Annotated in this window: 16 protein-coding genes; 8 read left to right on the top strand and 8 right to left on the bottom strand. The window is 67.0% G+C overall.

The genetic code is table 11. From position 1 onward, the window contains the following. Positions 1-401 precede the first annotated feature (401 nt). Entirely contained in the window at positions 402-824 is a 423-nt protein-coding gene (locus tag ON37_RS12685; RefSeq protein WP_051031520.1) for a DUF7144 family membrane protein, read from the top strand. A gap of 33 nt (positions 825-857) precedes the next feature. On the opposite strand, the gene ON37_RS12680 is transcribed toward ON37_RS12685, so the two are convergent. After that, positions 858-1,394 (bottom strand): hypothetical protein, encoded by a 537-nt coding sequence (locus ON37_RS12680; RefSeq protein WP_040719293.1) that lies wholly within the window; start codon positions 1,392-1,394, stop codon positions 858-860. A gap of 172 nt (positions 1,395-1,566) precedes the next feature. Between ON37_RS12680 and ON37_RS12675 the strand changes: the two genes are divergently transcribed. Further along, complete coding sequence (locus ON37_RS12675; protein ID WP_040719292.1) at positions 1,567-2,100, top strand: OmpA family protein; 534 nt, start codon at positions 1,567-1,569, stop codon at positions 2,098-2,100. A gap of 5 nt (positions 2,101-2,105) precedes the next feature. Here ON37_RS12675 and ON37_RS12670 read toward each other — a convergent pair whose 3' ends face one another. Genes ON37_RS12670 through ON37_RS12650 form a run of 5 tightly spaced genes read right to left on the bottom strand, consistent with a single transcriptional unit; the run spans position 2,106 to position 7,000 of the window. Next, on the bottom strand, positions 2,106-2,984 hold the full coding sequence (locus ON37_RS12670; protein WP_040719291.1) for a phosphoribulokinase: 879 nt from the start codon (positions 2,982-2,984) through the stop codon (positions 2,106-2,108). A 29-nt stretch (positions 2,985-3,013) separates the two neighbouring features. Then, the gene (locus ON37_RS12665; RefSeq protein WP_040719290.1) at positions 3,014-4,084 is read right to left on the bottom strand and encodes a class 1 fructose-bisphosphatase; all 1,071 of its coding nucleotides are present in this window, start codon (positions 4,082-4,084) and stop codon (positions 3,014-3,016) included. Then, entirely contained in the window at positions 4,069-5,097 is a 1,029-nt protein-coding gene (locus tag ON37_RS12660; RefSeq protein WP_040719289.1) for an AAA family ATPase, read from the bottom strand. The genes ON37_RS12665 and ON37_RS12660 overlap by 16 nt, the downstream gene beginning before the upstream one ends. Before the next feature lie 3 nt (positions 5,098-5,100). Continuing rightward, a complete protein-coding gene (locus tag ON37_RS12655; RefSeq protein ID WP_040719288.1) occupies positions 5,101-5,523 on the bottom strand; it encodes a ribulose bisphosphate carboxylase small subunit in 423 nt (140 codons plus the stop codon). Between the two features lie 34 nt (positions 5,524-5,557). Beyond that, positions 5,558-7,000 (bottom strand): form I ribulose bisphosphate carboxylase large subunit, encoded by a 1,443-nt coding sequence (locus ON37_RS12650; RefSeq protein ID WP_040719286.1) that lies wholly within the window; start codon positions 6,998-7,000, stop codon positions 5,558-5,560. Positions 7,001-7,123: 123 nt separating this feature from the next. Here ON37_RS12650 and ON37_RS12645 point away from each other — a divergent pair, with 123 nt between their 5' ends. The 3 genes from ON37_RS12645 (at position 7,124) to ON37_RS12635 (ending at position 9,723) form a co-directional block, all read left to right on the top strand. Continuing rightward, positions 7,124-8,029, top strand: a complete 906-nt coding sequence (locus ON37_RS12645) for a LysR family transcriptional regulator (RefSeq protein WP_245553175.1) — start codon at positions 7,124-7,126, stop codon at positions 8,027-8,029. Positions 8,030-8,185: 156 nt separating this feature from the next. Then, positions 8,186-8,632: a MarR family winged helix-turn-helix transcriptional regulator gene (locus tag ON37_RS12640; protein WP_040719284.1), complete on the top strand. Its 447-nt coding sequence runs from the start codon at positions 8,186-8,188 to the stop codon at positions 8,630-8,632. A gap of 107 nt (positions 8,633-8,739) precedes the next feature. After that, positions 8,740-9,723 (top strand): aldo/keto reductase, encoded by a 984-nt coding sequence (locus ON37_RS12635; protein ID WP_040719282.1) that lies wholly within the window; start codon positions 8,740-8,742, stop codon positions 9,721-9,723. A 12-nt stretch (positions 9,724-9,735) separates the two neighbouring features. On the opposite strand, the gene ON37_RS12630 is transcribed toward ON37_RS12635, so the two are convergent. Next, a complete protein-coding gene (locus tag ON37_RS12630) occupies positions 9,736-10,119 on the bottom strand; it encodes a PASTA domain-containing protein (protein WP_157171445.1) in 384 nt (127 codons plus the stop codon). Positions 10,120-11,114: 995 nt separating this feature from the next. Next, complete coding sequence (locus ON37_RS12625; RefSeq protein WP_040719278.1) at positions 11,115-11,543, bottom strand: CBS domain-containing protein; 429 nt, start codon at positions 11,541-11,543, stop codon at positions 11,115-11,117. 230 nt (positions 11,544-11,773) lie between these two features. Here ON37_RS12625 and ON37_RS12620 point away from each other — a divergent pair, with 230 nt between their 5' ends. The 3 genes from ON37_RS12620 (at position 11,774) to ON37_RS12610 (ending at position 13,575) form a co-directional block, all read left to right on the top strand. Beyond that, on the top strand, positions 11,774-12,184 hold the full coding sequence (locus ON37_RS12620; protein ID WP_040719276.1) for an Rv3143 family two-component system response regulator: 411 nt from the start codon (positions 11,774-11,776) through the stop codon (positions 12,182-12,184). A 347-nt stretch (positions 12,185-12,531) separates the two neighbouring features. After that, on the top strand, positions 12,532-12,912 hold the full coding sequence (locus ON37_RS12615; RefSeq protein WP_040719274.1) for an NADH-quinone oxidoreductase subunit A: 381 nt from the start codon (positions 12,532-12,534) through the stop codon (positions 12,910-12,912). A gap of 108 nt (positions 12,913-13,020) precedes the next feature. Continuing rightward, positions 13,021-13,575 carry a NuoB/complex I 20 kDa subunit family protein gene (locus ON37_RS12610; RefSeq protein ID WP_040719272.1) on the top strand — a complete coding sequence of 185 codons (555 nt, stop codon included), beginning with the start codon at positions 13,021-13,023 and terminating at the stop codon, positions 13,573-13,575. The last annotated feature ends 160 nt before the right edge of the window (positions 13,576-13,735 follow it).

Raw genomic sequence — 13,735 nt, 5'->3', positions numbered from 1 at the left:
CTCGGCCCCGCGCATCGGCGGGCACTGGCGGCCGCGCGCCCACCCTCGCCCGATCGGCCCGGCCGGCGCGAGACCGCGGGGGCTAGGCCACTCCACGAGGGCACTCGTCGCGGCAACGGCTTCCATACCCGTTCGATCACGCTTCGGTGGCGATCGGGACACCGCCGCCGCGAGCGTGATCCGGCGGCGGACCGGTGACGAATCGGTTGATGCCTGGTGGCTCACCGACCGTATCGGCACCACCGACCCCGGTCGGTGAGCGAACCGGGACCACTGTCCGCACTCGCGGCGGCTGTCAGGAGGCAGCCCGAGGCCGCATTCAGAACCCATCACATCCGACCGAGGTCGGGTCGCGTCGGCGGTTGTGCGCCGGCACCATACGCGAAGAGGGGTGAGCCGTCGTGACGGCTACAGAACACGGAACTCTCGACAGGCGATCCGGTACCCGGCAGGCGGTGGCGGCGGGTACGTCACTGGCCGCGGCGGCGTTGTTGGTCGTCACCGGGATCGTGTCCGCGCTGCAAGGTATTTCGGCTATCGCCAAAGACGACATCTACGTCTCCGGACCGCAGTACATCTACAAGTTCGACGTCACTGGGTGGGGCTGGATCCACCTGGTCCTCGGCGTCCTGCTGGTGGCGGCGGCCATCGGATTGTTCACCGGGGCGACCTGGGGGCGGGTGCTGGCGATCATCCTGCTCGGGTTGTCCATCCTGGCCAACTTCCTGTGGCTGCCGTACTACCCGTGGTGGTCGATCCTGGTCATCGCACTGGACATCGTCGTGATCTGGGCGATCGCCACCTGGGATCCACGCCGGGTGTGACCGAGGCAGTGCCGATCGACGCCGAGGTTCTGTTCAGTGCGTCAACAGGACCTTGGCGACGACCACCGCGGCGGCGACCGCGGTCAGCAGCAGCGCCGCGAGCAACGTCCACCGACTGGGCCGCTCTCCTTTGAGCCGCTCGATGACGAAGACGATGCCGCCGATCCGCACCAACATCGCCACCTCGGCGATGATCTGCGCGGTGCGTGGTTCGAGCCAGTCGAGGGCCGCGCCGGCCAGAATCACCGCCGGAAGAACCGCCGAACTCAGAATCGGCACCGAATCCCGCAGATCCGACCAGCGCTGCCCCGAGGTGAGGGTCTTTCCCTCCCGGACCGCCTCACCGACACCTTCGGCGAACACGTGGGCGACGAACGTCGACAGGGCAGTGCCCACCACCACGAGAATCCCGACGTGTTCGTCGGTCGTGGTGACCGGGATGAGGGCCGCCAAGATGAGGATATTGCCGTAGACGTAGGCGCTGATGCGGCGAGCGGCGTCACCGCGTTCCAACGGGATCCGGCGGGAGAACAGCGGTCCGTGGAGCAATGCCTGGCTACTGCGGTCCATGAGCCTCCCCTGCGCGACGTTCCGGCAATCCCTCTGCAGTATGCGCCTCCTCGATCGATATATCCGCTGAGCCGGCAGCAGCGAATAGTGGTTAGCGAACAGTGAACGCCGGAGGAGTGCCGCCGTGGTCGCCGACGAACCATGGCCGGGTCGACAAGTTGGGAGACACAGCATGAAGCGTGTGAACCTGGGAGCGGTCCTCGCAGTCGGTGCGGCGGCGCTGATCCCGCTCGCGGCGTGTTCATCGGACGACAACGGCCCGGTGGTGGTCACCACCACCACAACACCCGGCGCCGCGCACACCGATATGCGCAGCAGCCTCGCGACGACGGCGTCGTCGGTGGTCGGCTCCGCGCTCAATGCCGCCGAGCAGGCGGTGCAGAACGCGATCAACAGTCTGCTCGCCGCCGCGCCGATCACCTTCGACCCCGGAAGTTCGGATCTGAGCCCCGGCGATGTGGCGACGATCAAGGCGGTCGCCCTGCCGCTGCGAGGTAACGACACCGCGGTCACCATCGAGACCTATGCCGCCGACCCGAACTCCGCGACCGCCGATGCGCTCGCGAAGGCGCGCGGCGACACCGTCGCCACCACGCTCGAGAACGAGGGCATCGACAAGGCGCGGATCACCGTGCGGGCGACCGGGAACCCCAGCGAAAGCAATGTGCAGGTCGACCAGGCGACGATCGCGGTGAAGACGAAGTAGTGGTCCTACCCGCGCGGCCCGGGCCGCTTGTCCATCAGCCGGAGGATCAGCGGTGTGAAGATCAGCTGCATCGCCAGATCCATCTTGCCGCCCGGTACCACGATGCAGTTGGGCCGCGACATGAACGAATCGTGCAACATCGACAGCAGATACGGAAAGTCGATCACCTTCGGATCGGCGAAACGGATGACCACGAAACTCTCGTCGGCGGTCGGAATACTCCGCGCGGTGAACGGATTCGACGTGTCGACCGTCGGGACGCGCTGAAAGTTCACATAGGTGCGGGAGAACTGCGGACAGATGTACTTCACGTAGTCCGGCATGCGCCGCAGGATCGTATCGATCACGGCCTCACTGGAATAGCCGCGCTCGGTCTTGTCTCGAATGACCTTCTGAATCCACTCCAGATTCACGATCGGCACCACGCCCACCAGCAGGTCGGCGTACCGCGCGACATCGACGGTGTCGGTGACGGCCGCACCGTGCAGGCCCTCGTAGAACAGCAGATCGCTGCCGGGCGCGAGCTCCTCCCACGGGGTGAAGGTGCCCGGCGGCTGACCGTAGGGTTTGGCCTCGGCCTCGTCGTGCAGATAGCGGCGCACCAGTCCGACCCCGGATTGGCCGTAATCGCGGAACAGACTTTCCAATTCGGCCAGCAGATTCGCCTCGGGCCCGAAATGGGAAAAGTGCAGATTCCGATCGGCTTCGGCCGCGGCCATCGCTTCCTGCATCTGGCCACGGTCGTAGCGGTGGAACGAATCCCCCTCCACGATGGCGGCATTGATGCCCTCGCGGCGGAAGATCTCCTGGAAGGTGCGGGTGACGCTGGTCGTCCCGGCGCCCGACGAGCCGGTGATGGCGACCACGGGGTGCTTGCGCGACATGGCAACTCGATTCGATACGAGGGCGGCGTTCAGTGCCGCGCCGGGCGAAACAGGGTGCGGGTGCCGAACAGCGAGGCGTCGAACGGCGGCCCGGCATCGGGTTCGCGGTGATAACGCTCGATCCGCCGGACCTCGTTGCGCGAGCCGAACACCAGCGGGATCTGCTGATGCAGGTGCTCGGGGACGACATCGAGGACTCGTTCGTGACCGGTGGTGGCGGCCCCACCCGCCTGTTCGACGACGAAGGCGATCGGGTTGGCGCCGTAGAGCAGCGAAACCCGGCCCGGCCGGGCGGGATCGCGGGTGTCGTACGGATACAGGTACACCCCGCCGCGGGTCAGGATGTGAAAGGCGTCGGCGACCAGCGAGGCCACCCAGCGCATGTTGAAGTCGCGCGAGCGCGGCCCGTCCACTCCGTCCAGGCATTCGTGCACATAGCGGCGCACCGGCCGCTGCCAGAAGCGCTCGTTGGCCGCGTTGATCGCGAAGCCCGAGGTGTCCTCCGGGATGCGCATGCGGGGGTGGGTGAGGACGAAGGCGCCGATCTCCCGATCGAGGGTGAATCCGTCGACGCCACTTCCGGTCGTCAGGACCAGCATCGTCGCCGGGCCGTAGAGAGTGAAGCCGGCGCAGACCTGCCGCACGCCCGGCTGCAGGAAGTCGGCCGCCGCCGGCATCCGTCCGTCCTCCGGGGCGCGCAGCACGCTGAAGATCGTGCCGACCGGCAGGTTGACATCGATATTCGAGGAGCCGTCGAGCGGATCGAAGGCGAGCATGTATTTTCCACGCCGCAGCTGTCCGGGAATCGGGTGGAATCCGTTCATCTGTTCCGACAGCAGCGCCGACAGCGGCCCACTGGATTCCGACTGCTCCACCATGATGGCGTTGGCGATGGCGTCCATGCGCCGATGCAGGCTCAGGGAAGAGTCCTCGGCCGCGCTCGGCGAACCCACGATCCGGCCGCGGGTGACCTGGTTGGCGATGATCTTCGCCGCGGTCGACACCACGTTCAGCAGGGCCGAGAACTCCCCCGACGAGCCTGGATGGCGGTGTTCCTGCTCGATGGTGTAGCGGGTGAGCGTCTTCATTCCGTCGGGCATTCCGGCGCCTCCTCGTCGCCGAATACGCTGCTGCCGTAGACGTCCTCGGCGCGCAGCGTCATCAGATCGGATTTGCCCAGCGGCCGCTGTTGCTGTACCAGCCGGTTGGCCTGACGCAAGCGGCACCGGTCCAGCGCGTTGCGAACGCTGCGGGCGTTGGCGAAGCGAGGGCGCGCCATTCGCAACGTCAGATACCGGTCGAAGGCCCCGACCGCGGCGTCGTCGAACCGGAAATTCTGTTGGGCCACCATCACTTCCGCGATGGCGAGCAACTCGGCGCGGGTGTAGTCCGGGAATTCGATGTGGTGGGCCACCCGCGACGACAACCCCGGATTGGCGGAGAAGAAGGTATCCATCCGATCCGGGTATCCGGCAAAGATCACGACCAGGCTGGTGCGTTCGGTCTCCATCTCCTGCAACAGGATTTCGATGACCTCCTGGCCGTAGTCGCGTTCGTTCTCCGGCCGGAACAGGTAGTAGGCCTCGTCGATGAACAACACCCCGCCCGCGGCCTTGGCCAGCGCCTCCTTCGTCTTGGGCGCGGTGTGTCCGATGAACTGCCCCACCAGGTCGTCGCGAGTCACCGTGTGCACCTTCGGTTTTCGGATGTAGCCCAGGGCGTGCAGCATCTCCGCCATGCGCAGCGCGACGGTCGTCTTGCCGGTTCCGGGGCCACCCGTGAAACTCATATGCATGGTGGGCCGGGCGGCCTGCAGCCCGAACCGCTGCCGCGCCCGGTCGATCATGAGCAGCGCCGCGATCTCGCGCACCCGGCGTTTGACCGTGGCGAGCCCGATCAATTCCGCATCCAGCCGGGCCAACGTCTCCTCGACGTGTTTGCCCGCCAGGTCGGTGGACAGATCCACCGTGGCGTCGTCGGGCAGCGGCGGCGCCGACTCGTCGTCCGACGGTGTCGCGTTGCCGTGCGTACCGGCCGGCTCGGAACCCGGCCGGTACAGCCGAAATCCTGATCCCGTGCCGCCCGGCGCCATCGTGGCCCTCCCGTCCGTCATCGCCTAGTCCTGGTACCGGGCGCCGGCGCGCACGTCGGTGGCGTAGGAGCGCAGCCCGTAATGCTGGCGGCGGTCCTCGGTGTCCGTGCGCAGCAGCAGGAATCCGGGCTCGTCGGCCGGGCGCTGCACCAGGAAGCTCAGCGCTGTGGTCTGGCGGCCGTAGCTCGCGTCGTAGGCGTTGACCCGCACGTAGCAGTGCGGAAATGTGGACCGGCAGGCGTCGACCTCGGCGAGTACGCCGTCGGGTTCGTCGAGATCGAACAGCGGCAACCCCCACATCTCCCAATACACGTTGCGCGGGTGCGGGTCGTCGGTGTACTCGATCGAGACCGGCCAATTGTTCAGCAGCGCGTAACGGATCTGCGCGCCGATCTCGGCATCGGTCAGCTCGGGTAGATGGGAGAACGTGCCTTGACGCAGATACATTGCGCCTCCTCGGTTTCGGTCGTGGGCGGAGCGGTCAGGCCGTGGCGGTGGGCACCGCGTCGGGGGCGTCGGTGGAGGTGTAGTCGAAGGTGACATCGCCCCAGGTCGCGAGCGCTACGTCCAGCGGCGGGCAGAGCCGGGCGGCGGCGCGCAGGGCGTCCGGTCCCTCCTTCAGCAGGTCCCGGCCCTCGTTGCGGGCCTTGACCATCGCCTCCAGCGCGACCCGATTGGCTTCCGCCCCCGCGGCGATACCCATGGGGTGGCCGATGGTGCCGCCGCCGAACTGCAGAATCGCGTCGTCGCCGAAGAGGTCCAGCAGTTGGTGCATCTGTCCGGCGTGAATGCCGCCCGACGCCACCGGCATGACACCGGGCAGGCTCGCCCAATCCTGATCGAAGAAGATCCCGTTACGCGGATCGGCCGGAATGTGGTTGTCGCGCAAGGTGTCGTAGAAGCCCTTGACAGTGTGCGGGTCGCCCTCGAGTTTGCCGATCACGGTGCCGGCGTGCAGATGGTCGACACCGATCAGCCGGCACCATTTGGCCAGCACCCGGAAGCTGACGCCGTGGGTCTTCTGCCGCGTGAAGGTCGAATGTCCGGCGCGGTGCAGATGCAACAGCATGCCGTTGCGCCGCGCCCACTTCGACATCGATTGCATCGCGGTGTATCCGACCGTGAGGTCCATCATCACGATCACGCTGCCGAGAGATTTGGCGAACTCCGCGCGTTCGTACATATCCTCCATCGTGGCCGCGGTGATATTGAGATAATGGCCCTTCAATTCTCCCGTTTCGGCAATGGCTCGATTCACGCCTTCCATGGCGAACAGATAGCGATCGCGCCACCGCATGAAGGGTTGGGAGTTGATGTTCTCGTCGTCCTTGGTGAAATCGAGTCCACCCTTACAGGCCTCGTATACCACTCGGCCGTAGTTTCGCGCCGACAATCCGAGTTTCGGCTTGATCGTGGCGCCCAGCAACGGCCGGCCGTACTTGTTCAGATACTCCCGTTCCATAACGATTCCGTGTGGCGGACCCTGAAAGGTCTTGACATAGGCCACCGGTATACGCATGTCCTCGAGGCGCAGCGCTTTGAGCGGTTTGAAGCCGAACACGTTCCCGATCACCGAGGAGGTGAGGTTCGTGATCGACCCCTCCTCGAACAGATCCAGATCGTAGGCGATATAGGCGAAATACTCGCCCGGACGACCGGGAACCTCTTCCACCCGATAGCATTTCGCTCGGTATCGATCGTGGGCGGTCAGTCGATCGGTCCATACGACAGTCCATGTGGCAGTGGAGGATTCGCCCGCCACCGCGGCGGCGGCTTCGATCGGATCCACCCCCGGCTGGGGGGTCACCCGGAACACCGCCAGCACATCGGTATCGCCCGGCTGATAATCGGCGTCGTAATAGCCCATCGACGCATACGAGTGCACGCCCGGATCCCAGCGGTCACGAGTGGATTCGTCGGTCATCGGTCCTCCTGAGCTAGTGCGGGGGTCCTGCACAGATTCAGGATGGGGCTAGGCCACCGGCGGGACAATTCGATTGTTTCCGGTCTCGCTCAACCGAATCGTTGAGTTTGCTACCGTCTGTGGATGGGAACGGTGAGTGCGGTTCGAATGGAAACGTTCCTGGCGGTGGCCCGACACAACAGCATTCGGCGTGCGGCCGCCCAGCTGCACATCACCGAAGCCGCCGCCTCCGCCGCCGTCGCCCATATCGAAAAACAGCTGGATGCGAAACTGATCGCGAAATCCGGACGCGGGATCGCGCTCACCGAGGCGGGCCGGGTGTACGCCGAATACTGCCGCAGCATCCTCGGTTTGATGAAAGAGGCACAGGCCGCCGTGCGTCGCGCCGAAACCGGGCGGCTCCGCATCGGGGTGGTCGCGACGGCCGGCGAATACGTTCTGCTGCGTCTGCTGGCGTCGTTCCGTGACCGCTACCCCGAGATCGAGGTGGGGTTGTCGATCCACCCGCGCGACCTGCTCTTCATCGAATTGCAGCACCACGAAACGGATCTGGTGATCGCCGGGCGCCCGCCCCGCGACGCGAACCTGGTGGTGCGGGCCCGGCGCCCCAGCCGTCTGGTCGTCGTCGGCGCACCCGGCCGCTCGCACGATCCCCGCACCACCACGTGGCTGCTGCGCGGTCCCGGTTCCGGTACCCGCGACACGACGCTGGCGCTGCTGGAACGCCTGCAGATCCGCCCGCCGGTGCTCACCCTCGGCACCCACGGCGCCGTACTCGCCGCGGCCCGGGAGGGGCTGGGGCTCACGTTGATTCACAGCGACGCCGTGGAATCCGATGTGGCGCAGGGCAATCTCGTGGTGGTACCGGTCGACGGCACCCCCCTGGACCGGCCCTGGCATGCGATCACCACCGGGACCCCGACACCGGCCGCGCGGCTGTTCGTCGCCCATATGGTCGACCCGGACCGGGTCGGCGATCACGCCTTCCATCCCACCGCCGAGTACGCCGCCGGCTCGCCGACGGGATGAAGGATCCGGCTCGGCACCGCCGGACCGAGGACGGCCGAGGGTCCGGCGTGGGTCGACGTCGGCCGCTCGCGTACCACGGGGCATACTGGCTGAATCGGATATCGCCGCCGGCGACGGTGCCGACGGTGCTACTACTCGGGTAGGAGCGGCAATCGGATGATCCCGCAGGAGCGCGCACGCAGCGCCGAGGAGCTCGCCGAGGCGGCGGACCTGTACTTCGCCCTCGGCCGGATCATTCGGCTGTTGCGACGTTCCGGCGACCTCGGCTCACTCAGCCCGGGATCGGCCGCCGCACTGGGCACCCTGGTCCGCAGCGGCCCGATGCGGCTCGGCGACCTCGCCGCCGCCGAACATGTCACCGCCCCGACCATGTCACGGATCGTCTCCGGCCTGGAGAAGTACGGTTATCTGGAACGCACCGCCGATCCGGCCGACGGACGCGCCCAGCTACTGAGCGTCACCGAACAGGCCAGATCTCTCGTCAACGGTCTCACCTCGGCCCGCATTCAGCGTTTCGCCGCCGCACTGGACGATATCGATGCCGACCAGCGGCGAACCCTGCGCGATGCGCTCGCCGTTCTGGTGCGGCGGCTCGACGACTGATCGTCGGCCGTACTTGACTTGGAGCACACTCCAGGTCGTAGCGTCGGCGCCGTGAGCTCGTACCAGGCTCACCTTCCAACCCGATGCCACTCAGGAGGACGGCTCGCATGATCGCGACCAGGAAACTCGGCGAATTGACCGTCGGCGCACAGGGACTGGGCTGTATGGGCATGAGTCAGGCCTACGGTGTGCGCGACAACGACGAGGAGTCGATCGCCACCATCCATCGCGCTCTGGATCTGGGGGTCACCCTGCTCGATACCGCGAACGTCTACGGGGCGGGCGCGAACGAGGAACTGGTCGGCCGCGCGATCGCCGACCGCCGGGACCGCGTGGTGCTCGCGACCAAGTTCGGCATCGTCTGGGGTTCGGACGGCTCGATGGGAGCCCGCGGCGACGCCGACTATGTCGCCCGCTCGTGTGACGAGTCGTTGAAACGTCTCGGCGTCGACCACATCGATCTCTACTATCAGCACCGCGTCGACCCCGAGGTGCCGATCGAGGAGACCTGGGGCGCGCTGTCGGAACTGGTCACCGCGGGTAAGGTGCGCTATCTCGGCATTTCGGAAGCGTCCGCGCAGACCATCCGGCGGGCGCACGCCGTGCATCCGGTGACCGCGCTGCAGAGCGAGTGGTCGCTGTGGACCCGCGGTATCGAGGACGAGATCGTGCCCACCTGCCGCGAGCTCGGCATCGGCATCGTGCCGTTCTCCCCGCTGGGGCGCGGCTTCCTGACCGGGTCGATCACCTCGACCGCCGACCTTCCCGCCGACGACATGCGCCGCGGGCTGCCCCGCTTCGCCGAGGGCAATATCGATCGCAACCTGGCGATCGTCGCGGAGCTGCGCGCGATGGCCGAGGAAAAGGGTGTGACCGCAGGGCAATTGGCGCTGGCGTGGGTGCAGGCGCGCGGGGCCGATGTGGTACCGATCCCGGGCACCAAGCGCCGCAGCTACCTGGAGCAGAACGTCGCGGCCGTCGACCTCGAGCTCAGCGCCGCGGATCTCGCGCGGATCGAGGCCGCCGCACCGCCCGACGCCTTCGCCGGGGAACGGTACCCCGAACATCTGGCCCGCGCCGCCGGCAAGTAGTGGGCAGACGGTTCAGCGGGGCGCCTCGACCGTCAGCGTGACCGGAGTGTCCGCCGCGACCGAGGCGCCCGGGTCCGGCTGCTGCGCGGTGACCGTCCACGGCGTGGTGGCCGCGGCCGGATCGTGCATCACGTCGCGGCCGTCGGCGGTGGTGATCGCGGTGACGTCGAAGCACAGTGCCGCCCCGACGACGGTCTCCCCCAACGGTTTACCGCGGAAATCCGGCAGTTCCCGCGGCCAGGGCTGGGTCCCGCAGTCATGGCTCGCGCTCGATGCGGCCGTGGTGACGGGCGCCGAGCTGCTGCTCGGCCCGCTCGCGGAGTCGTCGGCCGACCCGCATGCTCCGACAGCGAACGAGGCGGCGAGCAGGACTGCGGCGAATGCGGTGCGGCGCATGGACATCCTTCGGATCGAGCGGCGTATTCGGCGCCGCCGACCAGCGGAACGGCATGCGCGCAACGCACCCTAATACGGGATCGGTTGCCGATCGAATCGGCGGGCGCCGCCGATCCACATGGTCGGCGGCCGTTCGGAACGCCTCCACAGCGATGAGGCCGGGCAGTGAGCTCCGAGGGACCTGCGCGCATCTCGGACCCCACCCGTACACCCGATGCCGGCTCCAGCGACCTCGTGGTTCCGAACGAACCGCCCGCACCGAATTCTGCCCCGAAATACCCTTCCCGGTAACACTTTTCACGGTCACGAACCGATGAAATTCCAATATCCCTGCGGCATTGCCGGTTTCGGTGGCCGCGGCGGTGCCTGCGATACCGAAGCCGGACCGTGATATCCACCCCCGGAAATTCGCTACCGCGCTCGATTCTTCGGCACCCGGGGTGTCGCACCGGTTTGCTGCGGCGTATCGTGTCGAGTAGCCGAAAAGGCTTGTATGCCAACGTGTCGGCGATTGTGCCAGGCCACGGCCATCGTCGAGAAGATAGCCCGACAATTACCGAGATCTTTACCGTTGTGTAGCACCACCTTGATCAATGGGAGTAACCGCCATGGACCTGCTCAGCCTCGGCTCCTCGGCGCTGGACCTGGCCGACACCCTGCTTTCGATCGCGGCGAATATCACCGGCTTGCTCCAGGCCTGGCATCTGATATAGCTCGAGCCGCTGCGGTTCGATCACGTCGCCGAATGTCACCCGGCGGTGTGTGGCCCTGCGGATTCGAATCCTGAATTCCCCCGGCGTCGCCGCGTCAGCCGCGTTCGCACTGCTGCCGAGCTCGTGAAAAGGTCCGGCTCGCAACGACTACCCCACCCGAAGCGAGCCGGGGCGCAGGCACGGGTGTGCGGCCTGATCGCACCGCGCGGCGGCGTGTCCGCCCGGCCGTCGATCGATACGGCGCCCGCCCTCGCTCGCGCGGACCTCGGCCCGCGTGCAGGCTCAACTACGCAGGTACTGCACCAATTGTTCGCGCTCGGTCTGCAACTCCGAGATCGCGCTCTTGACCACATCGCCGATACTGACGATGCCGATCATGCGCCCGTTCTCCACCACGGGCAGGTGCCGGATCCGGTGCTCGGTCATCGTGGCCCGCAGACTCTCGACCCGGTCCCCGGGCGAGCAGGTGTGCACGACGGCGGTCATGATCTCCGAGACCGGCCGGGTGAGCAGTGCCGCTCCGCGCCGGTGCAGCGATCGCACCACATCCCGCTCGGAGACGATTCCGTCCAGTGTGCCGCCCGGCCCGCACACCACCACCGCGCCGACATTGTGTTCGGCCAGCACCGCCAGCAGCCGTTCGACGGTCGCCTCCGGCGCGATCGTGACCACCTCGGCACCCTTGTTGCGCAAAACCTCCGAAATTCGCATCGTTGCACCGCCCTGTCGAGCCTGTCGTCGTTTCGCCCTGCCGCCACAGTCCGCCACCGGACTGTCACGACTACCAGGATCTCGCGTTTTCGCGCCGATGACCAGCAACGATTCCGATCGGTACGGTCAACCTCGCGGTGCAGCCGGCCGGTGGCGCGCCACGCCAGGCGCGGGGAACGAACCGAACCGAGCTGCCACCACGGCGCAGAGATCGGACGTAGCATCCGTATGTGGCCGATGCGAACCGCCCCGCGACGCTGCGGGTACTCGTCTACAGCAGCGATGCCGATACCCGTCACCAGGTGATGCTGGCCCTGGGCAAACATCCCGGCCCCGATCTACCCGCATTCGACTACCGGGAGACGGCGACCGCGCCGGTCGTGATCGAGCAGCTCGACGCCGGTGGCGTCGACCTGGCCATCCTCGACGGTGAGGCGACGCCCACCGGCGGGATGGGCCTGGCCAAACAGCTCAAGGACGAAATCGCCGACTGCCCGCCCATCGTCGTACTGACCGGACGCGCCGACGACGGGTGGCTGGCCGCGTGGTCACGCGCCGAAGCCGCAGTCGCACATCCGATCGACCCGTTCGAGCTCACCGCCGCCGTCACCGCAGCTCTGGGCACGCGTTCCGCCGCCTGACCCCGGCCCCCGAGGCCGGTCGACCCTCGTCGGCCGGCTCTGTCGTCGTGCGCATCCGGCCTGGTGGCACGCCCGGGCGCGGGGCACCGATTTCGTCGTTTCGGTCATAAATGACAGTTCTGAATTCGATCAAACACCGGTACCGAACGCCGAGTATTCAGAAAGAGCGGTTGTAGGCTGTGCTGTAGCTCACACGAGCGTAGGTGCTGATATCACCGGTCGCCCTGCCTGTCGGCCTGTCTCCCCGCGCTCGGAGTAGAGCTGCGCTCGGGGTGAGACTGGCCCGGCAGACGACGATGTCAGCCCCGCCTCGGCAGGTGCCGGCGAGGGAGAGGGGTTGTGCCGTTGTGAATACCCAGGTGCCGACTCTTGTACTCGGTGCGGTCGCGGCCGCGTTCGCACTGGTGTCGTTGTTGCTGGCGGCCGTGATCGGGCCCAAACGCTACAACCGCGCCAAACTCGAAGCCTACGAATGTGGTATCGAGCCCACGCCGCACGCCATCGCCGGCGGCCCCGGAAACGCAGCCGGACAGCGCTTTCCGGTGAAGTACTACCTCACCGCGATGCTGTTCATCATCTTCGATATCGAGATCGTGTTCCTGTATCCGTGGGCGGTGCATTTCGATGCCCTCGGCGTCTTCGGGCTCGCGGCCATGGCGCTGTTCATCTTCAACGTCTCGGTGGCCTACGCCTACGAGTGGAGGCGCGGCGGACTGAGCTGGGACTGAAGGCGCGCGAGCAGATCCGCTCGCCGGTCGCCCACCGCAAATCAAACCCGTCGTCCCGGCACCTGCCGGGACCGAGCATTCGCACCCGGAAGTGAGAGTTGATCCGAGATGGGGCTCGAGGAGAAATTGCCCAGTGGATTCCTGCTGAGCACGGTCGAACAGTTCGCCGGCTATCTGCGTAAGGGCTCGCTGTGGCCCGCGACGTTCGGGCTGGCCTGCTGCGCGATCGAGATGATGGCCACCGGAGCCGGGCGCTTCGACAGTGCCCGCTTCGGGATGGAGGTCTTCCGCGCCTCCCCGCGCCAGGCGGACCTGATGATCGTGGCCGGCCGGGTGAGCCAGAAGATGGCGCCGGTGCTGCGTCAGGTCTACGACCAGATGACCGAGCCGAAATGGGTGCTCGCGATGGGAGTCTGCGCATCTTCCGGCGGTATGTTCAACAACTACGCGATCGTGCAGGGCGTGGATCACGTTGTGCCCGTGGACATCTACCTTCCCGGCTGTCCGCCGCGGCCGGAGATGCTGCTGCACGCGATTTTGAAGCTGCACGAGAAGATTCAGCAGATGCCGCTCGGCGTCGACCGGGCCGAAGCGATCCGGGCGGCCGAGGAGGCAGCGCTCGCGTCCACCCCCACCATCCAGCTGAAGGGGCTGCTGCGATGACTCTGGACTCACCACGCAGCGCCGGCGATCCCCCCGGTAACGGCGCCGACGCCGAATCCCGTTCGACCGGTGGCGCCCCCTCGGCCGACCCGGCGGTCGAGCCCGAGGCGCGCGCGCCGTCCCCGACCGCCGCGGACGACGAGATCATCGGCGTACGCCG

Source organism: Nocardia veterana NBRC 100344 (assembly GCF_000308855.1).
Classification (GTDB): Bacteria; Actinomycetota; Actinomycetes; order Mycobacteriales; family Mycobacteriaceae; genus Nocardia; species Nocardia veterana.
The sequence above is the reverse complement of the archived record's forward strand: the minus strand, read 5'-3'. Positions and strand labels throughout refer to the sequence as shown.